The 21,308-nt window shown below is 75.2% G+C and carries 19 protein-coding genes; 3 read left to right on the top strand and 16 right to left on the bottom strand.

Annotation, left to right across the window (positions count from 1 at the left end):
- Positions 1-65: 65 nt before the first annotated feature.
- The 4 genes from WA788_RS07845 to rhaI form a co-directional block, all read right to left on the bottom strand.
- Positions 66-902 carry a (Fe-S)-binding protein gene (locus WA788_RS07845; protein WP_335972967.1) on the bottom strand — a complete coding sequence of 279 codons (837 nt, stop codon included), beginning with the start codon at positions 900-902 and terminating at the stop codon, positions 66-68.
- Positions 903-1,052: 150 nt separating this feature from the next.
- Positions 1,053-2,462 carry a rhamnulokinase gene (locus WA788_RS07840; protein WP_335973108.1) on the bottom strand — a complete coding sequence of 470 codons (1,410 nt, stop codon included), beginning with the start codon at positions 2,460-2,462 and terminating at the stop codon, positions 1,053-1,055.
- Between the two features lie 261 nt (positions 2,463-2,723).
- Positions 2,724-4,763: a bifunctional aldolase/short-chain dehydrogenase gene (locus tag WA788_RS07835; RefSeq protein ID WP_335972962.1), complete on the bottom strand. Its 2,040-nt coding sequence runs from the start codon at positions 4,761-4,763 to the stop codon at positions 2,724-2,726.
- Positions 4,764-4,894: 131 nt separating this feature from the next.
- Positions 4,895-6,061 carry an L-rhamnose isomerase gene (rhaI, locus tag WA788_RS07830; protein ID WP_335972957.1) on the bottom strand — a complete coding sequence of 389 codons (1,167 nt, stop codon included), beginning with the start codon at positions 6,059-6,061 and terminating at the stop codon, positions 4,895-4,897.
- Positions 6,062-6,385: 324 nt separating this feature from the next.
- Here rhaI and WA788_RS07825 point away from each other — a divergent pair, with 324 nt between their 5' ends.
- Positions 6,386-7,474: a MerR family transcriptional regulator gene (locus tag WA788_RS07825; RefSeq protein ID WP_335973105.1), complete on the top strand. Its 1,089-nt coding sequence runs from the start codon at positions 6,386-6,388 to the stop codon at positions 7,472-7,474.
- Between the two features lies 1 nt (position 7,475).
- On the opposite strand, the gene WA788_RS07820 is transcribed toward WA788_RS07825, so the two are convergent.
- From WA788_RS07820 to WA788_RS07805, 4 genes are all read right to left on the bottom strand, one after another.
- Entirely contained in the window at positions 7,476-7,622 is a 147-nt protein-coding gene (locus WA788_RS07820; RefSeq protein WP_335972955.1) for a hypothetical protein, read from the bottom strand.
- Positions 7,623-7,679: 57 nt separating this feature from the next.
- Complete coding sequence (locus WA788_RS07815) at positions 7,680-8,033, bottom strand: DUF2690 domain-containing protein (RefSeq protein WP_335972951.1); 354 nt, start codon at positions 8,031-8,033, stop codon at positions 7,680-7,682.
- A gap of 122 nt (positions 8,034-8,155) precedes the next feature.
- A complete protein-coding gene (locus WA788_RS07810) occupies positions 8,156-8,668 on the bottom strand; it encodes a hypothetical protein (RefSeq protein ID WP_335972948.1) in 513 nt (170 codons plus the stop codon).
- Positions 8,669-8,703: 35 nt separating this feature from the next.
- Entirely contained in the window at positions 8,704-9,915 is a 1,212-nt protein-coding gene (locus tag WA788_RS07805; protein ID WP_335972945.1) for an alpha/beta hydrolase family protein, read from the bottom strand.
- A 175-nt stretch (positions 9,916-10,090) separates the two neighbouring features.
- Between WA788_RS07805 and WA788_RS07800 the strand changes: the two genes are divergently transcribed.
- Complete coding sequence (locus WA788_RS07800) at positions 10,091-10,738, top strand: TetR/AcrR family transcriptional regulator (protein ID WP_335972941.1); 648 nt, start codon at positions 10,091-10,093, stop codon at positions 10,736-10,738.
- 13 nt (positions 10,739-10,751) lie between these two features.
- On the opposite strand, the gene WA788_RS07795 is transcribed toward WA788_RS07800, so the two are convergent.
- Entirely contained in the window at positions 10,752-11,468 is a 717-nt protein-coding gene (locus WA788_RS07795; RefSeq protein WP_335972937.1) for an SDR family NAD(P)-dependent oxidoreductase, read from the bottom strand.
- 177 nt (positions 11,469-11,645) lie between these two features.
- On the opposite strand from WA788_RS07795, the gene WA788_RS07790 reads away from it, so the two are divergent.
- Complete coding sequence (locus WA788_RS07790) at positions 11,646-12,695, top strand: Lrp/AsnC family transcriptional regulator (RefSeq protein ID WP_335972936.1); 1,050 nt, start codon at positions 11,646-11,648, stop codon at positions 12,693-12,695.
- A gap of 95 nt (positions 12,696-12,790) precedes the next feature.
- On the opposite strand, the gene WA788_RS07785 is transcribed toward WA788_RS07790, so the two are convergent.
- From WA788_RS07785 to WA788_RS07755, 7 genes are all read right to left on the bottom strand, one after another.
- Positions 12,791-13,666: an HpcH/HpaI aldolase/citrate lyase family protein gene (locus WA788_RS07785; protein ID WP_335973102.1), complete on the bottom strand. Its 876-nt coding sequence runs from the start codon at positions 13,664-13,666 to the stop codon at positions 12,791-12,793.
- A 29-nt stretch (positions 13,667-13,695) separates the two neighbouring features.
- Entirely contained in the window at positions 13,696-15,006 is a 1,311-nt protein-coding gene (locus tag WA788_RS07780) for a CaiB/BaiF CoA transferase family protein (protein ID WP_335972932.1), read from the bottom strand.
- A 115-nt stretch (positions 15,007-15,121) separates the two neighbouring features.
- Positions 15,122-16,096, bottom strand: a complete 975-nt coding sequence (locus tag WA788_RS07775) for a ribokinase (protein WP_335972930.1) — start codon at positions 16,094-16,096, stop codon at positions 15,122-15,124.
- Positions 16,096-17,649, bottom strand: a complete 1,554-nt coding sequence (locus WA788_RS07770; protein ID WP_335972927.1) for an ADP-ribosylglycohydrolase family protein — start codon at positions 17,647-17,649, stop codon at positions 16,096-16,098. The genes WA788_RS07775 and WA788_RS07770 overlap by 1 nt, the downstream gene beginning before the upstream one ends.
- Entirely contained in the window at positions 17,646-18,791 is a 1,146-nt protein-coding gene (locus WA788_RS07765) for an ADP-ribosylglycohydrolase family protein (protein WP_335972924.1), read from the bottom strand. Before WA788_RS07765 ends, WA788_RS07770 begins: the two co-directional genes overlap by 4 nt.
- Positions 18,775-20,115 (bottom strand): ADP-ribosylglycohydrolase family protein, encoded by a 1,341-nt coding sequence (locus WA788_RS07760; RefSeq protein ID WP_335972920.1) that lies wholly within the window; start codon positions 20,113-20,115, stop codon positions 18,775-18,777. The genes WA788_RS07765 and WA788_RS07760 overlap by 17 nt, the downstream gene beginning before the upstream one ends.
- Positions 20,112-21,191: an ADP-ribosylglycohydrolase family protein gene (locus WA788_RS07755; protein ID WP_335972919.1), complete on the bottom strand. Its 1,080-nt coding sequence runs from the start codon at positions 21,189-21,191 to the stop codon at positions 20,112-20,114. Before WA788_RS07755 ends, WA788_RS07760 begins: the two co-directional genes overlap by 4 nt.
- Positions 21,192-21,308: the final 117 nt, after the last annotated feature.

Here is a 21,308-nt window from a genome sequence, read left to right as displayed (position 1 = left end):
TTGGGTGTCCTTCGTCGACACCCGCGCGGCCTGCGGGAACGTCGGCATGCCCAGGTCCGTACGGCTCATGACCGGCTCCTTGCCGCGCTGGAGGCGGCTGCTGTGGTGACTGAGGTGGCTGCGGTGGCTGCGGCGGGGGCCGGGGGCGGCGTGAACGGCTCGTCCTCGGTGGACGCGAGGATCTCCGCGATGTGGACGCTGCGCAACGGGGCGCCCTCGCGCCGAAGGATGCCGTCGATGTGCGTCAGGCAGGAGTTGTCCGCGGCGCACAGCACCCCGGCGCCGGTGTCGAGGGCGTGCCGGACCTTGTCCTGGCCCATCGCGACGGACACGTCCGGGTTCTTGACGGCGAAGGTGCCGCCGAAGCCGCAGCACTCCTCGGCGCCCTCCAACTCCCGCAGTTGAAGCCCCTTGACGGCCTGGAGCAGCCTGCGCGGGCGTTCGCCCAGCCCGAGCATGCGCAGGCCGTGGCAGGTGGGATGGTAGGTGACGGTGTGCGGGAAGTAGGCGCCCACGTCCGTCACCTGGAGCACATCCACCAGGAACTCGGTGAGTTCCAGCGTGCGGTGCTCCAACGATGCGGCGGCGTCGGCCAGTTCGCTGCCGCGCCCCTCGGCGAGCGCCTTGGCGCCGATCCGCGGGTAGTTGTCGCGGACCATGGCCGCGCACGAGCCGGACGGCGTGACCACGTAGTCGTAGCCGTCGAAGGCGCGGGCCATCCGGCGGACCAGCGGCTCGGTCTCGCGCCGGTAGCCGGTGTTGAACTGCGGCTGGCCGCAGCAGGTCTGGGCCTCGGGGAAGTCCACCTCGACGCCCAGCCGCTCCAGCAGCCTCACGGTGGCCCATCCGGTGTCGGGGTACAGCGCGTCATTGACGCAGGTGACGAAGAGTGCGACCCGCATGCGGCTCCTTCGGGGTATGCGGTGTGCGGTGCGGTGGTCGTGCGGTGCGGTGGTCCACGGCCGCTCCGGGCGGGCGGCGGTACGGTACGGCGGGTCCGGTACGCCCGGGGGCCGCGCGGCAACTAGGCGCGAACGAAGGGGCGTTGGCGCTCAGCCCAGACCGACCCGCGCGCCCGCGGCGGCCCAGGCGCGGGCATCGCCGCTCGGCCGGTAGTGCCGCAGATGCTGTGTGTCGGCCACCAGCCGGCGCATGGCGGCATGGTCGGCGACGAGCCCGTGCGCGCGGGCCTGCACCAGGATGTTGCCGAGCGCGGTCGCCTCGGTCGGCCCGGCCACGACCGGCAACCCCGTGGCGTCCGCGGTGAGTTGGCACAGCAGGTCGTTGCGGCTGCCGCCCCCGACCAGGTGCACCACGTCGAGGTCGCGGCCGGACAGCTCGGCCGCGGTGCGCAGCGCCACCCGGTGCGCCAGCGCCAGGCTCTCCAGGATGCAGCGCACCATGGCGCCCTGGTCGTCCGGCGGGCGCTGACCGGTGCGCGCGCAGTACGCGGTGATCCGCGCGGGCATGTCGCCGGGCGCCAGGAACTCCGGCGCGTTCGGGTCGACCAGCGCGGCGAACGGCGGCGCCTCGGCGGCCCGCGCCAGCAGCGGCGCGAGGTCGCTCGGCAGGCCCTCGGCGGCCCAGGTGCGCAGCGTCTCCGACAGTAGCCACAGCCCCATGATGTTGCGCAGGAAGCGGAACGTGCCGTCGATGCCGCGCTCGTTGGTGAAGTTCGCCGCGCGCGACGCCTCGGTGACGACCGGCCGGTCCAGTTCCAGGCCGGCCAGCGACCAGGTGCCGCAGGAGACGTAGCCGAAGCCGGGCCGGTCGGCGGGTACCGCGGCCACCGCGGACGCCGTGTCGTGGGAGGCGACGGTGACCACCGGGGTGCCCTCGGCCAGCCCCGTCGCCCGCACCACCTCGGGCAGCAACTCCCCGGCCACCTCACCCGGTTGGCGGATCGCCGGGAGCAGCCCCGGCTCGATGCCGAGCCGCCCGAGCAGGTCGGCGGACCAGGTGCCGGTGGCCGCGTCCAGCAGGGCGGTGGTGGAGGCGTTGGTGAGCTCGGCGCCGACCGTGCCGGTCAGCCAGTGCACCATCAGGTCCGGGACCAGCAGCAGCGTACGGGCGGCGGCCAGTTGGGCGCTGCCGCGCGCCGCGCCGAGCTGGAAGACGGTGTTGAACGGCAGGTGCTGCAACCCCGTGACCCGGTACAGCTCCGGCGCGGGCACGCTCCGCCACACCTGGGGCACCGCGGCCTGCGTCCGGTCGTCGCGGTAGTGGTATGGATTGCCCAGCAGCCGGCCGTCGGCGTCCAGCAGGCCGTAGTCCACCGCCCAGGAGTCGACCCCGACCGATGCGACGCCGCCGGCCCGCGCGGCCTCGCGCAGCCCGTCCAGCACCCCCTGGTACAGGCTCAGTACGTCCCAGTGCAGGCTGCCGCCGGCCTGGACCGGGCGGTTGGGGAAGCGGTGCGCCTCGCTCAGGTCGAGGTTGGCCGGGCCGACCCGGCCGACCATGACGCGGCCGCTGGTGGCCCCGAGGTCGGCGGCGGCGAACGCGGACGGGAAGGCGGAGGAGGGGCTGCGGGGCACGGCGGTTACCTCGGTCGGTACGGCTCGGGTGCGGCCAGGGACGGCGTGGCGCCGTACACCGCACGGGAGGTGGCGGGAAGCGGGCGGCGGTAGGGGGGGAGGGAGAAGCGGGCGGCGGGAAGCGGGAGGTGGATCGGCGGGCGCACCGGCTCCGTGGCCGGTGCGCCCGCCGGGCTCGGGCGCGGCTCAGCGCAGGAACGCCGCCGCGACGCCCGCGTCCACCGGCACGTGCAGGCCCGTGGTGTGCGTGAGGTCGCCGCCGGTCAGCGCGAACACCGCGTTGGCCACGTGCTCGGGCAGCACCTCCCGCTTCAGCAGGGTCCGCTGGGCGTAGAACTCGCCGAGCTCGGACTCCTCGACGCCGTAGACCGCGGCGCGCTGCGCGCCCCAGCCGCCCGCGAAGATGCCCGAGCCGCGGACCACGCCGTCGGGGTTGATGCCGTTGACGCGGATGCCGTGCCCGCCCAACTCGGCGGCCAGCAGGCGCACCTGGTGGGCCTGGTCGGCCTTGGTCGCGGAGTAGGCGATGTTGTTGGGGCCGGCGAACACCGCGTTCTTCGACGCGATGTACACGATGTCGCCGCCCATGCCCTGCTCGGTCATCACGCGGGCGGCCTCGCGCGAGACCAGGAACGAGCCGCGCGCCATGATGTCGTGCTGGAGGTCCCAGTCCTTCGCGGTGGTCTCCAGCAGCGGTTTGGAGATCGAGATGCCCGCGTTGTTGACCACCAGGTCCACCCCGCCGAAGGCGAGCAGCGCCTGCGCGAAGGACGCCGCGATCTGCTCCTCGGAGGTCACGTCGACCGTGACCGCGACCGCCTTGTCCGGACCGCCCAAGTCCTCGGCGACCGCTGCCGCGTTGGCCTCGTCGAGGTCCGCGACGACCACGCACGCGCCCTCGGCGACCAGCCGGTGCGCGATGGCCTTGCCGATACCCGAGCCGGCGCCGGTGACCAGCGCGATACGGGTGGCCAGCGGCTTGGGCGCGGGCATCCGCCGCAGCTTGGCCTCCTCCAGCTCCCAGTACTCGATGCGGAACTTCTCCGCCTCCTCGATCGGCCGGTACGTCGAGACCGCCTCGGCGCCGCGCATCACGTTGATGGCGTTGACGTAGAACTCGCCCGCCACGCGCGCGGTCTGCTTGTCCTTGCCGTAGGAGAACATGCCGACGCCCGGCACCAGGATGATCGCCGGGTCGGCGCCGCGCATCGCGGGGGAGTCCGGCGCGGCGTGCCGCTCGTAGTAGGCGGCGTACTCCGCCCGGTACGCCGCGTGCAGCTCCTTCAGCCGGGCCTTGACGTCCGCCAGGGGCGCGGTCGGCGGCAGGTCCAGGACCAGCGGGCGGACCTTGGTGCGCAGGAAGTGGTCGGGGCAGGAGGTGCCCAGCGCCGCCAGCCGGGGGTGCTCGGCGCGGGCGAGGAAGTCCAGCACCTCGTCGGTGTCGGTGAAGTGGCCGACCTGCGGCCGGTCGGCGGAGGCCAGGCCGCGCAGCAGCGGCGCGAGTTCGGCCGCGCGGGAGCGCCGCTGGCCGGCCGGCAGCGGCCCGTAGCCGTCCAGCAGCGGGCCGAACGGCTCGGCCTTGCCGCGCTGGGCGAGGAAGGTCTCGGCGGTGCGGATGATGTGCAGCGAGTTGCGCTCGCACTCCTCGCTGGTCTCCCCCCACGCGGTGATGCCGTGGCCGCCCAGCACGCAGCCGATCGCCTTGGGGTTCTCCCGCTTCACCGCGGCGATGTCCAGGCCGAGTTGGAAGCCCGGGCGGCGCCAGGGCACCCACACCACGGTGTCGCCGAAGCACTCCTTCGTCAGGGCCTCTCCGTCGGCCGCGCAGGCCAGCGCGATCCCGGAGTCCGGGTGCAGGTGGTCCACATGGGCGGCGTCCACCAGGCCGTGCATCGCGGTGTCGATCGACGGGGCCGCGCCGCCCTTGCCGTGCAGGCAGTAGTCGAACGCGGCGACCATCTCGTCCTCCCGCGCGACCCCCGGGTAGACCTCGGTGAGCGCGCGCAGGCGGTCCAACCGCAGGACGGCCAGGCCCGGTTCGCGCAGCGTGCCGAGGTCGCCGCCGGAGCCCTTGACCCACATCAGCTCGGTGTCGGCGCCGGTCACCGGGTCGGGGGAGGTGCCCTTCGCGGAGGTGTTGCCGCCCGCGTAGTTGGTGTTGCGGGGATCGGCGCCCAGTCGGTTGGAACGCTTCAGGAGTGCGGCTGCCTCGGGAGGGAGGGTCATGACGGTCGTCTTCCTTCGCTGAAGGGCGGGTGGCGTGGCAGGTCGGGCGGAGGGGTCGGGGGAGCGGCTTGGCGCGGGAGCAGCGGGCCCGGGCCGGGCACGGACGTTGCGCACCGCGCCCGGCGGAGGGACTACGCGCCCCAGCCGGCCTGGGTGCCGCCGACGCGCTCCTCGACGATCCGCTGCTGGTAGCCGGTAGCACGGTAGGCCGCCAGCGGGTCGGGGTCGAGCCCCTGCTCCTGGCGCACCTCGGCGAGCAGCGGCCGGACGTCCGTGTTGTACGCGTCCATCAGCACCGCGTTGGCGCCGAGCACGTCGCCCGCCGCCTGGGCGGCACCCAGCGCGTCGAGGTCGACGAGCAGCGCCTTGGCGGTGGCCTCCTGGACGTTCATCACCGAGCGGATGACGGCGGGGATCTTGCCCTCGATGTTGTGGCACTGGTCGAGCAGGAAGGCCACCCCCGCCTCGGGCGCGAAGCCGCCGTTCCTGGCGACCTCGTGCAGGATGCGGAAGAGCTGGAACGGGTCGGCCGCGCCCGCCATCAGGTCGTCGTCGGCGTAGAAGCGGGAGTTGAAGTCGAAGCCGCCCAACTTCCCCTGGCGCAGCAGGAAGGCGACGATGAACTCGATGTTGGTGCCCGGCGCGTGGTGGCCGGTGTCCACCACGACCTGCGCCCGCTCGCCGAGGGTGAGGCAGTGCGCGTAGGAGGTGCCCCAGTCCGGCACGTCGGTGGTGTAGAAGGACGGCTCGAACAGCTTGTACTCCAGCAGCAGCCGCTGCTGGTCGCCGAGGCGCGCGTACACCTCGGCGAGCGCCTCGGCCAGCCGGTCCTGGCGGGCGGTGATGTCGTCCTGGCCCGGGTAGTTGGTGCCGTCGGCGAACCACAGCTTCAGGTCGCGCGAACCGGTCGCGTCCATGATGTCGACGCAGGCCAGCAGGTGGTCGATCGCCTTGCGGCGCACCTTCGGGTCCGGGTTGGCGACCGAGCCGAGCCGGTAGGCGTCGTCCTGGAAGACGTTGGCGTTCACCGCGCCGAGCCGCAGGCCCCGCTCCTTCGCGTGGCGGGCCAGCGCCGCGTAGTCGTCCACCGCGTCCCACGGGATGTGCAGCGAGACCACCGGGGCCGCCCCGGTGGCCGCGTGCACCTGCGCGGCGTCGTCGAGCTTCTCGAACGGGTCGCGGGGCACGCCCGGTTCGGCGAACACCTTGAACCGGGTGCCGGAGTTGCCGTAGCCCCATGAGGGGGTCTCGATCACCTGCGCCCGCAGCGCCGCTTTCACCGCCGACAGCTCAGGCATGGGCGACCCTCCGTTGACGGTTTGAAATGAATCGATTCACGGCACGAAGATAGGTCCGCCCCGGAGCGCTGTCAAGGTATCGAGTAACCGTTCTACGGCAGGTGGAATCAGCCTCGGGGCGGCCGCTTCGCGCCCCGCGCCGAGGCGTGCGGCACACGGGAGAGGCGATTTTCGATGAATCATTTCACGCACCGGAACGCAAGGGCGGCGCGCCGCCGTCCCGGGCCTCGCCCTGCCCAGCGGCTTGACCCTCACGCGGCGTGAGGGGGCATCGTCGGGGGCGTGGAAGAGCACCTGGGCGCAGGACACCTGACCGTGGGGCGCGTGGCCGAACTGGCCGGCGTGAGCGTGCGGACCCTGCACCACTACGACGAGATCGGCCTGGTGGTGCCCTCGGCGCGGACCGCCGCCGGGTACCGCGCCTACGCGGCCGGTGACGTGGAACGGCTGCGCGAGGTGCTCGCCTACCGGCGGCTGGGCTTCGGACTGCGCGAGATCGCCGATCTCGTCGACGACCCGGCCACCGACGCGGTCGCGCACCTGCGCCGGCTGCGCGGCCTGCTGCTGGAGCAGCGCGACCGCGCCGCGGCCATGGTGACGGCCATCGACCGGGAACTCCAGGCGCGCGCCATGGGCATCGCGACCACACCTGAGGAGCAACTCGAAGTGTTCGGAGCACAGTTGTACGACGTCATCGGGTCCGCCTACCCGGCCACCCGCCGTACCGAGCCGCGCATCGCCGCCCGCGTGTGGGAGGCGCTCGGCGACGCGCGGACCGTCCTGAACGTCGGAGCCGGCACCGGGTCGTACGAACCGCCGGACCGCGAGGTCACCGCCGTGGAGCCGTCGGCGGTGATGCGGGCGCAGCGTCCGGCCGGCGCCGCGCCGTGCGTGGCCGCCGCCGCGGAGCACCTGCCGTTCCCCGACGGCGCCTTCGACGCCGCGATGGCCTTCAGTACGGTGCACCACTGGCGCGACCCGATCGCGGGCCTGCGCGAGATGCGGCGGGTGGCGCGCCGGGTGGTGGTCTTCACGTACGACGCGAGCGACCCGGGCCGCCGGGAGCGGTTCTGGCTCACCCGCGACTACCTGCCCGAGTTCGCCGACCTGCTGGTGGACTGGCCCTCGCTGGCCGACCTGACCCGCGCGATCGGCGGCCGCGCGGAGCCGGTGCTCGTGCCGTGGGACTGCGCGGACGGCTTCTTCGAGGCGTACTGGCGGCGGCCCGAGGCGTATCTCGACGAGCACGTGCGCCGGGCGGTGTCGGTGTGGACGCGGGTCGGCCCGCAGGCCGAGCGCCGTGCGGTGCGGGCGCTGCGCGACGACCTCGGCTCGGGGCGCTGGGCCGAGCGCAACCGGGACCTGGTGGCCCTGGACGCGGCCGAGTTGGGCCTGCGGCTGCTGGTGGCGTGAGTCAGCGCGGAAGGGCGGCGGAGTAGCAGCTCGGGTGCCGGGCGGCGGGGGCGGTGAGGCACAGGCGGACGGGGATGCCGGGGCCGGGGAGGGCGACGAGCGGGGTGTAGACGAAGGGGTCGCTGTCGCGGGCGTGGCGCACGGTCATCCGCTGGACGGGGTGGCCGCTGACCGCCAGGCGCACCGTGGTGCCCGGGGCGACGTTTCACAGCCGGGCCCAGGCGGCGCGGCACAGCGGGTTGTAGCGGATCTCGGCACCGGCGCCGGCCGGGGTCTGCGTCTGGAGCAGCGTCTCGGGCTCCACCCCGCACAGCATGGTGCCCGGGTCGCGCCCGTCGCACGCGGAGGACGTACAGCCGACGTGGAAGGTGGTGGCCGAGGGCGTGGCGCGCGCGGCCGCCGCCTTCGCGGGCTGTGCCCGCAGCACCACCGCGGTCACCCCGCAGCCGAGCGCGGCGGACACCACCACCGTCAGCAGCAGCCGGGGTCCGCCCGGCCGCGCCACCCGCCGGCACGGCGCCGGGCCGAGTTCCGCGGGCAGCGCTTTCCAACGGGCCATGTCCGGCCTCCCCCATTCCCCACGACGCCTGACGCCCAGCGGGATACTACCGACCCGGGCGCTCCGGTTCGCCGTTCACGGGCCGAACCGGCGGGGTGCGGGCCGTACCGGGCACACGAATGTCAGCCGTGGCACTTCAGGGCGACCAGCAGCGTGTCGGCCGGCTGCGCCTCCAAGTGGCCGTAGAAGTCCCGCACGTACCGCTCCCCGGTCGCCAGGTGCGGGCAGGACTCCTCGCCGGCGCAGCTGCTGTGCCGCGGATGGCGGCCGTCCTCGATCCACCAGCCGTCAAGGGTGAGCAGGTCGGGCTGCCAGCGGGCGCGCAGGCGGAAGGCGGCGAGGTCCAGCAGGCCGCGCGGGCCGCCCGCGCACCGGCCGGGCGGGCTCGGCAGGGGCGTCCCGTCGTACCCGTCGTCGTCATGGATCAGCCGGGGGTCGTCCGCGTGCCCGGGCAGCGCTGTGAACCCGGTGCCGTCACTGCCGCCGCGGACCGTCCACTCGTCCCAGATCCCGCGCCACCGCGGCACCTCCCCCAGCCGGAACGGTGCCAGCGCCACCCCGATCGCCCCGCGCAGGTCCCCGGCTGCCGCCGCCGGCAGGCACACCACGACCCGGATACCCGCCACCACCGCCACCCCCAGCTCCCTCGCCGACCCGGTCGCCGCCCAACCTACCGCGCCGCTACGGCACCTGGTGTGCTCGGACCGGCGGCGGAGTCGGTGCGGCCGACGTGGTCGTCGAGGAAGTCGAAGAACCGCTGTGCGGCAAGCGACCGGGCCATCGGCTCGCAGTGCCCGGCGGCCCCTTCGGCCTCGGTGAACCGGACGTGCGCCTTCTCGCCGCGGATCATGTCGTACAGCCGCCTCGGCTGGCCGGCGAAGTACCCCTCCTGATCGGGATCGGCGATCAGTACCGGCGTCGTGATCCGCGCGGCGAGTTCCGGGGTGATCTCGTAGCGGTCCGCCTCGAGGAACGTGTCGTAGAAGCTGGGGCGGCCGTACGGCCCGGCCCGCCAGGTGAACATCAGCCTGACGTCTTCCGGGAGGCGTGCGATCGCGGCGTTGAAGGCGTCACGGTCACCGGCCGCGAGAAGCTCCCTCGGCTCGGGCGGCAGCGCGGCATGCCACGCCTCGGACACCTTGACCACACCGTCGTCGATGACCGCGGCCTTGAACCGGTGCTCGAACGCCAGGGCGCGCGGGGCCCAGTACCCGCCCTGGCTGACGGCGTAGAGGGCGAGCCGCTCCGGGTCCACCCCCGGCAGCCGCAGCGCCGCGTCGACGACCGGTGTGACGACGTGCTCCCAGTCCGGCCGGAAGGGGACTCCCCGCTCGAACAGCATGCGCTGCTGGCCGGGCCCGTCGAAGACCACGACGTTGTACCCGCGTACGGACGCCTCGGTGCCGTAGCCGGGCCACAGGTAACTGGCCGCGCCGTCGGCGCCGTTGACCATCACCAGCGTCGGCTTGGACCCTTCGCCGGGTGCGGCGAAGTACCAGCCGGGCATCGTGGTGCCCTCGTACGGGATCTCCAGCGGCTCGGGCGGGTTGTCCAGGAGGCCGAGGTACCGCTCCCAGCAGTGGCGGTAGGCGGCGAACGTCCGCGACCGGGTCTCGTCCGGTTCCGCGCACGCGTCGGCCACCAGGACGCACGCCGCGTAGTAGGTCGCGGCGCGCAGGAGCGTGTTGCGCCCGCTCACCCGGTGGCCGCGGTGCACGCAGTCGTCACCGATCGCGGCGACGCGTGCGGCGGTGGCCTCCCACGCGCGTGCCCACGAGGCGAGGTCGCCGTCGGTGACGCGGTCGATCGTCGTCAGCGTCTCGCCGGTGTCCGCCGCGCCGGTGTACACCCGCCCGAGCATCGCCCGGGTCATCGAGTTCATCCGGGCGTCCGTGAAAAAGGTGGAACGCGTACCTGTCGCTGTGCTCATGCTCGTTGCCGTTCTCGTGGTGGCTCGGGCCCCGTGCGGCGCGATCCGAACGAATAAGAGAGGAATCCCTCTCTTATGAGAGTATGGGGGCCCGATAAGGAATGCAAACCTCCTCTAGACTGGTGGGATGCCCCTGCCTGCCACCGAGCCGCCCCGCGGGCGCCGGCGCGGCCCCGAACTGGAAGCCGCGCTGCTGGACGCGGCCTGGGACGAGCTGACCCAGGCCGGCTTCGCGAAACTCACCATGGAGTCCGTCGCGGCCCGCGCCGGTACCGGGATATCCGTGCTGTACCGCCGCTGGGCCAACAAGGACGAGCTCGTGCTCGCCGCGCTCAGGCACTACCGGGACACCCACCCCGTCGACATCCCCGACACCGGCTCCCTGCGCGGTGACCTGCTGGCGGCACTGAGCGTCATGGGCGAGGCCCGCGCCGGCTTCTTCGCCCTTGCCTCGGCCACGGCCTTCTCCGGACTCCTGGCCAGCACCGGGCTCACTCCCGCCCAGGTGCGCGACCGGATCTTCGGCGACCGGCGGCCGCTGCTCACCCAGGACCTCTACCAGCGCGCACACGACCGCGGTGAGATCGACCTCGAACGGATTCCCTCCGCGGTGCTCGCCATGCCGTTCGACCTGGTGCGCAACGACCTGCTGCTGGACCCCGAACCCCTTCGGCCCGCACGCATCCGGTCGATCGTCGACGACCTGTTCCTGCCCCTGGTCCACCTGCACAACAGCGGCGGGGCGGGTGCCGCGCAGGCCACCTGGACGTCATGAGGCGCCGGCCGGCCTACCAGGGCACGGTCTGGCCCGAGCGGTTCAGATACGCCAGACCGGGCGTGCCCAGTTGGGACAGCAGGACGTCCACGAGCAGCGGGGCGCTCTCCTCGACGGTGTAGGGAGCGCCCGGCCCGCCGAGCGCGGTGCGGACCCAGCCCGGTGCCAGGAGGGCGAAACCGCGCTGTGTCGCGGCCTGCCGGACGGCGAAGCTGCGCATGAACATGTTCAAGGCCGCTTTGCTTCCCCGGTAGACCTCGCGGCCGGCGGTCGTGTTGTTCGTGATGCTGCCCTGCCCGGACGACATCGCCCCGATCAGGCCAGTGGGGGACACCAGGTCCTCGAGCGCCTCGATGACGCGCATGGGGCTGAGGGCGTTGGTGATCATCACCTCCACGAAGTCGTCTACCGCCACCTCGCCGATGGGCGTCTCCTCGTTGTTCGTGGTGCCGGCGTTGACGAAGAGCAGGTCGAGCCGTCGGTCCGCAAGACGCGCGCGCAGGGGCGCAAGGTGGTCGGGCTCGTTGATGTCGAGGTACTCGACGGTGACGCGGCCCTCGGCCCGGTCTGCGAGGTCGTGCAGGAGCGTTCGCGCCGAGGCGTCGCGGACCGTGCCGATGACGTTCCACCCGCGGCCGAGGAATTCGGCCGCCATGGCGTGGCCGAGGCCGCGCGAGGCCCCGACGATGAGGGCGGTCGGCATGTGCTGCGGGGTGTCAGTCGATGACATCCAGCGTCATCTCCGTTCTGTGGTGTGGCGAGCTCACTTCGTGCGTCCTTGATCGAGGCCGCCTCGGGGCGGCACCGGTGTTCAGCACTGCTGTGGCTCTTCAGCGGTACGCGACAAGTCTGCTCAGCGCCCTGCCGAAGGCGTGATCCAAAGCGGCCGATTTGTAGGATTCGTGTCATGGCCGGTACCTCAATGCGTGAATCCATCGCAATCCAGTCCGATGACGTGCGTATCGTTCGCGCACTCCAGGTCGCTCCGAGAGCCTCCTTCGCCTCGATGGCAGTGGCGCTCGGCCTCACCGAGGGCACCGTCAGGCGCCGGTATCGGCGCCTGCACGCCGACGGCGTCATCCGCGTCGTCGGCGTCGTCAATCCGGGCGCGCTGGGGCAGAGCAGATGGCTGGTACGCCTGCGCTGCCGGCCCGGCAGCGCAGCGGCGATCGCGGGCGCCCTCGCCAAGCGGGACGACGTCAACTGGGTGGCTCTGGGCGCGGCCGGCTCCGAAGTCACCTGCGCGACGCAGTCACGGGACCAGGCGCAGCGGGAAGAACTCCTCGGCCGGCGGCTGCCGCGCACAGCGGCGGTACTCGACATCAACGCCTTCGCGATGCTCCGCCAGTTCATGGGAGGCCGCGGCCACTACTGGGCCGCGCTCCAGGGCACGCTGACGCCTCAGGAGGAAGCGGTGCTCGGAGGCGACCTCCCTCCGTTCACCGAGTCTCCGGCCGTCACGGACGCCCCCGCAGACCTCACCGCCGAGGACGAGAAGGTCCTCGACGTGCTCACCGCGGACGGCCGGGCCAGTCTCGTCGACCTCGCCGCAGCGGCGGACTCCACCCCGGGTCGGGTATCCCGCCGCCTCCGCTTCCTGCTCCTGCAAGGCGTCGTCCACATCGACGTCGAGATCGCCCCAGCGGCCCTGGGCTATCACGCACGGGCCAACCTGTGGCTGCGCGTGCACCCGGCAGAGGTGAAGAAGGCTGGACGCGCGCTGGCCCGAGAACCCGAGATCGCCTTCGCCGCGGCCATCTCCGGCCCGTACAACATCCATGCCGTCGCCCACTGCCGCAACCTCGACGAACTCTTCGAGTTCACGTCGGAGCGCATCGGCGGCCTGCCTGGCCTGCAGAGCATGGAAGTCTCACCTGTCCTACGGCATGTCAAGCAAGCAGGCACGCTGCTGTCCGGCGATCGCCTCGTCGGGCCGACCGGCCCGAGGGCGACGTGAGATGACCTGGCCGACGCCCCGCGCCCCCGTGGCAGGTCGTGCGCGACGCGGTGGGGCGCGGGCCAGGCGAGGAGAAGGTGCGCCTCGGCGGCCGTTCACCCGTAGCGCTCCGCGCGGGCGGCGAGGGCGAGGACGCGGTGGGCTCCGGCCACCACTGCCGGGTCGACGAACCGCCCGTCGGGCAGGGCGAGTGCGCCGGGGTGGGCGGCGGCCGCGGCCACGATCTCGCGGGCGGCGGCCACTTCGTCGGGTGGGGGCAGGAAGGCGCGGGCTATCACCGGGAGTTGGCGGGGGTGGAGGGCGGTGCGGCCGAGGAAGCCGAGGTCCCGGCCGCGGCGGCAGGACGCGGCGAGGCCGTCGAGGTCACGGACGTCCGGATACGCGGACTGGGCAGGCGGCGCGAGCCCGGCCGCGCGGGCGGCCACCACCGTGCGCACCCGCGGCCAGGCGAGCGCGTCCTCCCCGGCCACGCCGAGATCGGCGCGCAGGTCGGCCTCGCCCAGCGCCAGGCCGCGCACCGCCGGGTCGGCGGTGGCCACGGCGAAGGCGTTCTCCACGCCGAGCGCCGACTCCAGCAGCGGGTAGAGGCCGGGCAGCCGGGCCGCGGTCCCGGCCACCTCGCGGTACTGCCGCCGTACGGCCGCCACGTCGCCGGGCCCGCCGACCTTCGGCAGCCGCAGCCCGTCCAGGCCCGGCCGCCCGGCGAGCGCCGCCAGGTCCGCCGCGCACAGCGGGCTGCCGAGGGCGTTGAGCCGGACATGCACCCGGGGCGGGCCCGGTCGCGGAGCGGTGAGCAGTTCCGCGGTGGCGGCCCGGGCGTACGCCTTGCGGGCGGGGCCGACGGCGTCCTCCAGGTCCACCACGACCACGTCCGCGCCCGAGCGCAGCGCCTTCGCGACCACCTCGGGCCGGTCTCCGGGGGCGTAGAGCCAGGTCAGGAGGAGGCCGTCGTCGGGTTCCGGCGCCGCCACGGCCACCCGCGCCGCGCCAAGTCCGGCGGTCACAGCGCGCCCTGCGCCCGCAGCGCGGCGATCTCCCGGGCGTCCAGCCCGAGTTCGGCCAGTACGGCGTCGGTGTCCGCGCCGTGCGGGCGGCCGGTCCAGCGGATCGTGCCGGGGGTGCCGGAGAGCCGGAAGAGCACGTTCTGCATCCGTATCGGCCCCAACTCCGCGTCGTCCACCGACGCTACGGTGCCCAGCGCGTCGTACTGCGGGTCGGCGAGCACGTCGCGCACGTCGTAGACCGGCGCGACCGCGGCCTGCGCGGCCTCGAACGCCGCGACCACCTCGGCCCGTTCGTGCGCGGCGATCCAGCCGCCGACCGCCGCGTCGATCTCGTCGGCGTGCGCGGCCCGTCCGGCGCCGGTGCCGAACCAGGGCTCCGCCGCCAACTCCGGCCGCCCCACCAGCCGTACCACCCGCTCCGCGACCGACTGCGCGGAGGAGGACACCGCCAGCCACGCGCCGTCGGCGGTCCGATAGGTGTTGCGCGGCGCGTTGTTGGTGGACCGGTTGCCCATCCTCGGCTGCACATAGCCGAGTTGGTCGTACCAGATCAGCTGCGGGCCGAGCACCGCGAGCATCGGCTCGATGATCGCCAGGTCCACCACCTGGCCCGCGCCCGTGCGCTCCCGGCCGGTCAGCGCGGCCAGCACCGCGTACGCGGCGGCCAGCCCCGCCACGGCGTCGGCGAGGCCGAACGGCGGCAGCGTGGGCGGGCCCTGCGGCTCTCCGGTCGCCGACGCGAAGCCGCTCATCGCCTCGGCGAGGGTGCCGAAGCCCGGCCGCCGGGCGTACGGTCCGAACTGCCCGAAGGCCGTCACCCGCGCCAGCACCAGCCGCGGGTTCGCCGCCGACAGCCGCTCCCAGCCCAGGCCCCAGCGCTCCAGCGTGCCCGGGCGGAAGTTCTCGATCACCACGTCCGCGGACGCGGCGAGCCGCAGCAGCACGTCCCGGCCGCCGGGGGTGGACAGGTCCAGGGTCATGGTGCGCTTGTTGCGGCCCAGGTGCTTCCACCACAGGCCCACCCCGTCCTTGCTCGGGCCGTGGCCGCGGGAGGGGTCGGGCCGCCGCGGGTGCTCCACCTTGACGACGTCGGCGCCGAAGTCGCCCAGCAGGGTGGCCGCGCTCGGCCCGGCGAAGAGCGTGGCCAGGTCCAGGACTCGTATGCCCGTCAACGGACCGCAGGGCAGCGGTGGTTCGGGCGCGGCGGCGGTGGACGGCGCCGGCCTGGGCAGCGGTACGGGGGCGCCGGCGGCCGCGGGTACGGCCGGGTGCGCGGCGGGGGGACGGGGGAGTCGGGGGTGGTCCATGGGAAATCACCTCGGCTTCGTTCACCGTGCTTCGGCGGCCGGCGCCTTCGCCCGGCCGCCGTTCCTCACTCGTGGGGTACGCGGCTCGTGGGTGGCGGTTCGCGGCCGCGCAAGCTCATGGGCGGGTACGGCCGCCGCCCGCCCGCGCGTCGATCTCCGCGCGCACCGGCATCGACGACGACGCGCCCTCGCGTTCGACCGACAGCGCGGACGCCGCCGTCGCCCACGCCAACGCGTCCCGCACCGGCCGCCCTTCGCCGAGCGCGACCGCCAGCGCGCCGACGAACGTGTCACCGGCCGCGGTGGTGTCCACCGCCTTCGCGGGCAGCGCGGCCACCGCCAGCGGCTCCCGGCCGCGCGCGGCGTACAGGCAGCCCGCCGCGCCCAGCGTCACCACCACCTCGGGCACCGCGTCGAGCAGCGCGCGGGCCGCCGCCCGCGGGTCACCGCGGCCGGTGAGCGCGGCGGCCTCGTGCTCATTGGGTACCAACAGGCCGGTCACCGCGAGGAGTTCGTCCGGCAGCGGCTGGGCGGGCGCGGGTGTGAGCACCGTCCGCACGCCGTGCCGGTGCGCGGCCCGCGCACCCGCCAGCACACCGGCCAGCGGCAGTTCGAGCTGGAGCAGTAGCGCACCGGCCGCCGCGACCACCTCCTCGTCGCCCGCGGCCAGCCCCGTGACGGTGCCGTTCGCGCCCGGCACCACCACGATCGCGTTGTGGCCCTCGCCGTCCACCACGATGTGCGCGATGCCGCTCGGGCCGGGCACCGTGCGCAGCGCGGCGGTGTCCACCCCGGCGCCGTCGAGCGCCGCGCGCAGCCGCGGCCCGAAGTCGTCGTCGCCCACCGCGCCCACGAACGCCACCACGCCGCCCGCCCGCGCGGCCGCGACCGCCTGGTTGGCGCCCTTCCCCCCGGCCACGGTGCGGAACGTCTCGCCGGTGACGGTCTCGCCGCGGGCGGGCGCCACCCGCGTGTAGGCGACCAGGTCCATGTTGGCGCTGCCCATCACCACGATGCGGGCCCGCCCGCGGGCGCCGGGGCGTTCGGGCGGCTCCGGCCGCTCGGCCGGAACGATCGGATCGCTGCTCATCAGGTGCCTTCCTCGAAGTCGCCGGGTGCGGGCGTGCGTCGCGCGGGCGGGCCGGGGTGCGCCGCCGGTAGGGCGAGCGTGACCGTCGGGCGCGTGCCGATGGGGGAGGCGGGGCCGCCGGCGGGCGTGCGGCGCTCCGGTGGGGTTGGTACGGGCGGCGGCAGGACGGCCACGGCGGCGGTACGGCGGGCGAGCGCGTCGAAGCCGATGCCGTCGAAACCGGCGACGGTGCTGGCCAGGCGGTTGTCCAGCGGCGCGGTCCAGGCGGCGGGCAGCGCGGCGGCCGAACCGGCGAGCAGCCCGGTCACCGAACCGGCCGTCGCCCCGTTGGAGTCGGTGTCCCAACCACCCGACACCACACGGCAGACGGCGCCGGTGAAGTCGCCGTCGGCGTGCGTGAGGGCCGCGGCGAGCAGCGCCGCGTTGGGCAGCACATGCACCCAGTGGTGGTGCCGGAAGCGCCGGTGCAGCGCGTCCACGACCGCCTCGAAGCCCGCGACGGTGCCCGTCGGCTCGGCCCGGGCCAGGTCGATGCCGAGCCGTACCGCGCCGGCCAGCCGCGACTCCGGCGGCACCACCTGGAGCCCGGCGGCCAGGCACGCGTGCACGTCCGCGCCGCCCCCGGCCGCCCGCGCCACCACCGCGGCGGCGAACATCGCCCCGTACACGCCGTTCGCGCGGTGGCTGAGCACCGCGTCCCGCCACGCCTCGGCCGCCGCCGCGGCCGGGTCGCCCGGGCGGGTCCAGCCGAAGACGTCCGCGCGGATCAGGGCGCCGATCCACTCCCGGAACGGGTTGCGCCAGCTCGCGGTGCGCGGCGGCACCAGCCCCGCCAGCAGGTTCCGGTACGCGATCCGCTCGGCGGTGAACGTACGGCCCGCGGGCAGCTCGTCCAGCCACAGCCGCGCCACGTCCGCCGTGCCGAAGCCGTGGCCGTGCCGCTCCAGCAGCATCAGGTTCAGCAGCGGGTAGTCCAGGTCGTCGTCCTCGGGCATCCCGTCGATGTTCTCGGCGAGCGACGTGGCGCGGCTGCGGCGGTTCCACGGGTGGCGGGCGGCGAGCGCCGGGTCCAGGCCCACCGCGGTGAAGTAGCCGCGCAGCGGCCAGTTCCCGGTGGACCGCGCGATCGCCCGGATACCCGCCAGCGGCAGCTTCTCCACCGGCTTGCCCAGCAGGCAGCCCGCCGCCCGGCCGGTCCAGCCCGCCTCCAGCCGCTCGGCGAGCCGCTCCGGGCAACCGGCCCAGGACGCGGCAGGCGGGCTGCCTGCCGCCGCCCGGATCTGCGCCCACTCCGTCGGCTCCCGATCGGCCAACGGCGAGGGCAGCGCCGCCAGTTCGTCCAGCAGCCGCGCCGCCAGCTCGCGCAGGCCCGGCGCCGCCGGCCCCGGCGACGCCCCCGCCCGCTCCGGCGCCGCAGCCCCGCCCGCCGCCGACCAGCGCTCCCGCAGCGCCGCCACCTTGCGGCCCTCCTGCGCGGACTGCCGCAGCTCGTGCCCGACCAGGTCCTCCACCTGCACCCACGTCAACCGCAGCGCCCCCGCGTCCGGCGTCATCGCGGGCCTGCCAGGTCGGCGAAGGCGGCTTCGTGGGCGCGGCGGCGGGCGGTGTCGCGCGCGAAGACCTCCCGGGTGACGGCGGCCAGGTCCGCGGCGGGGGCGTGCAGGTCGAGCCGGCTGGCGCGGGCGACCTGATCGGCCCAGGCGGCCGGTACGGCGGCGCAGCCGCCCAGGGCGCCGGCCAGCGCCCCGCACATCGTGGCGATGGAGTCGCAGTCGCGGCCGTAGTTGACGCAGCCGAGGACCGCGGGTTCGTACGCGCCTTGCGCCACCAGCAGCATGCCCAGGGCGATGGGCAGTTCCTCGATGGCGTGCAGGCGCGAGGGGCGGCGGGCGCCGAGCGACGGCTCGCGGTAGCGCGGCCCGACGGTGTCGAAGGGCGCGACCGCCTCCCGCAGGGGCCCCAGCGCCTCCTCCCAGTCGCCGAACCCCGCCGCCCGCTCGCACACCGCCGCTATCGCCGCCCGGGTGCCGTCCTTCGCCAGGCCGAGCGCGGCCTCGGCGACGGACGCGGCGGTGGCGCCGGGCAGGAAGGCCGCGGCCACGGCGGCGGCGAACACCCCCGCCGCCTCCCGCCCGTAGGAGGACTGGTGCGGCGCGGCGACCTCCAGCGCCTCGGCGTAGGCACCGGCCGGGTTGCCCGCGTTGACCGCGCCGACCGGCGCCATGTACATCGCGGCACCGCAGTTGACGATGTTGCCGACGCCCGCCTCGCGCGGGTCGACATGCCCGTAGTGCAGCCGCGCCACGATCCACTTCTCGGCGAGGAAGACCCGCTGGAGCGGCAGCGCCTCGGCCTCCAGCTCGGGAATCCAGCGCGGTGTGCCGATGAGGTCGGGCACCAGGTGGTCGGCGACGCTGTACGCGTCGAGGTGGTCGCGGACCTTCGCGTAGACCCGGACCAGCGCGTGCGTCATGAGGGTGTCGTCGGTGACGTGCCCGTCGCCCTTGTGGTACGGGGCGATCGGCCGCGCGGTGCGCCACTGCGCGTGGTAGGGGCCGACGACGCCCCGCACCCGCCCGCCGTGCCGCGCGGTGATCTGCTCGGGTGCCAGGCCCTCGACCGGGCCGCCCAGCGCGTCGCCGACCGCGGCGCCGACGAGGCAGCCGGTGACGCGGTCCTCAAGAGTGGGTGTCATGGTGTCCGGGTCCTTCCGTGCGGTCGCTGCGGTCGGTGCGCGGGACGGGATACGGGGCGGGGCGCGGCCCGCGGGCGTACGGTGGCGGGCCCGGCGCGCCGTACCCGCCCGCGTCTCCGTCTCCGTCTCTGTCTCCGTACGGCGCCGGGCCCGACTCCGGCCCGGGGCCGGCCAGTTGCGCGGCCAGCCGCACCAGGTCGGTGCCCGCCAGCCGGGGCAGCGCGCAGCCCGGCAGGGTCCGGCACGCCTCCCGCCAGGAGCCGGGCACCCCGGCGCCGCCGCCGAGCGCGCCGGCCAGCGCCCCGGCCAGCGCGGGCGCGGAGTCCGCCACCCGCGACAGGCAGGCCGCCGCCGGGACCGCCTCGGCCACCGCGCCGTCGGCCGCCAGCACCAGGGCCAGCGCCACCGGCACGGTCTCCGCGGCGGCGATGCCGTAGCTGTACACGTGGTCCACGATCTGGTGCTCCAGCAGCGGGACCAGGCCGAACGCCCGCCCGCGGCCGCCGGGTCCGGCCGCGCGGGCGGCCCGGGCGAGCGCGACCGCGTGCTCGGCGTTGCGGGAGATCTCCGAACCGTCCGGCAGCTCGCGCAGCGCGGCCCGTACGCAGTCCGCGGCTCCCGCGCCGGCCAGCGCGAGGCAGACGGCCGCGGCCATCGCCCGGGCACCATGAACCCCGTCGCCGTCCTGCGTGTACCGGGCGTCGTACTCCGCGAGGTCCGCGGCGGCCGCCGGGTCGCCGGGGTGCACCACCGCCAGCACGCAGGCGCGCCCGCACGCCGCGTCGTCGAAGAAGTGCGGGTTGTCGTGGCCGGTGGCGGGCGGCCGCAGCCCGGTCGCGAGGTTGCCGAGCCCGGCCCGCACCGAGATCCGGGCGCGCAGCGGCACCACCGCGGACTCCACCTCCGACGCGCGCGCCGCCGCCGAGGAGATCTCCGCGGCCAGCGACATCCACGCCAGGTCCACCGCGGCCCGCACCCGGCGGTCGCGGCTGAGGTCGCTGAGCGGCGCGCCGCGCGCGGACAGCACCGACTCGGCGGTGAACGCCGCCCACTCCGCGTCGTCGGACGGCCCCAGCCGCAGGGGCTCCGGCGGCTGGTTGAGGGCGATCGGCACCGGCAGCGTCGTGGTGGCGTACTGCTCGGCGAACGTGTCCAGCTCGCGGGTCAGCCGCCGGGTCCACTCCGGCATCCGCGCGGCGCGGTGCCGGGCGGCGGGCCATCCGGCGGCGTCGCCCGCGGCCAGCCCCAGCAGCAGCCCCTCCACCCGGCCGCCGCGCCCGGTGTCCGCCCGGTCCAGGGACACCGGGGGCCGCGCGGCGCTCACGAGGCGACCCGGGCGGCGGGCGCGGGCCGCTGCCCGGGCAGCGGATCGGCGGGGGTGAGGAGGTCGGCGATGTCCCGCACGTGGTAGCCCGCCATGGCCGGCAGGCAGCTGCCGGTCACCGGCCCGATCGCCGCCGACCAGCGCGCGGGGATCGCGCCGAGGCCGCCGACCGAGCCGGCCAGCGCCCCGGCCAGCGCCGCCGTGGTGTCGGCGTCGCGGCCCATGTTGACCGCGGTGAGCACCGAGCCGGTGAACTCGCCGTCGGCCAGCGCGAACGCGCCGAACGCCAGGCCCACCGCCTCCGGCGCCAGGTCCGTCCACGGGTAGCCGCCGATCACGACGGCCGAGCGCAGCGCCCGCTCCCGGTCGAGCACGCTCAGCGCCGGATCGCGCCGGACCCGGCGCGCCACGGTCACCGCCCGCCGCAGCGAGCGTGCCGTCCAGGAGTCCTCGGGCACCACCGACAGCGCGGCGGTGATCACCGCCGCGCAGTCCCCGCCCGACATGGCCGCGGCCACCCCGGCGGCGACGGCCTGGCCGCCGTAGATCCCCTCGCCCTCGTGGCTGACGGTGCCGTCGATCGCGACCAGCCGCGCGGCCTCGGCGGGCCGCCCCGCCGCGTGGACGCCGTACGGGGTCGCGCGCATCGCCAGGCCGTCGCTCCAGGCGTGGCGGTGCTGCGCGGTGATGGGCGAGGCCAGGCCGCGGCGCAGGTTCTCCAGGGTGCCGCGCTCGCTGAACCCGGCGCCGCGGAAGGGGCCCTCGTCGCGGTCGGCGATCCACACGTGCCAGGCCGCCTCCACGTCGCGGGCGGTGAGCGCGGCGCCGTAGTGGACGAGGAGCAGGGCGGACAGGATCGCGTACTCGGTGTCGTCGGTGCCGGCCGGGTCGTCGCGGACGAAGTCCTCGATCCGGCCCCAGCGGCGCCGGATCTGCGACGGCTTCATGTTCTCGGCGGGCGCCCCGAGGGCGTCGCCGACGGCCAGCCCGGTCAGCGCGCCGCGCGCGTGGTCGCGGGGGCTGAGGGGGGCGTGGGGGACGTCGGAACCGCTGGAGGGGGCGGGAGTTGTGCTCATGGGTGCCGCTTCCTGGTGAGGTCCTGCCGGTGGTGCGGGTGGTGGGGGAGTGGGGGAGTGGGGAGGCGGGGGACACGGCAACGGTGCGGCGGTGGGCGGCGGTGGGTGGCACGGGGC

Source organism: Streptomyces sp. CA2R106, assembly GCF_037034245.1.
Classification (GTDB): Bacteria; Actinomycetota; Actinomycetes; order Streptomycetales; family Streptomycetaceae; genus Actinacidiphila.
The sequence above is the reverse complement of the archived record's forward strand: the minus strand, read 5'-3'. Positions and strand labels throughout refer to the sequence as shown.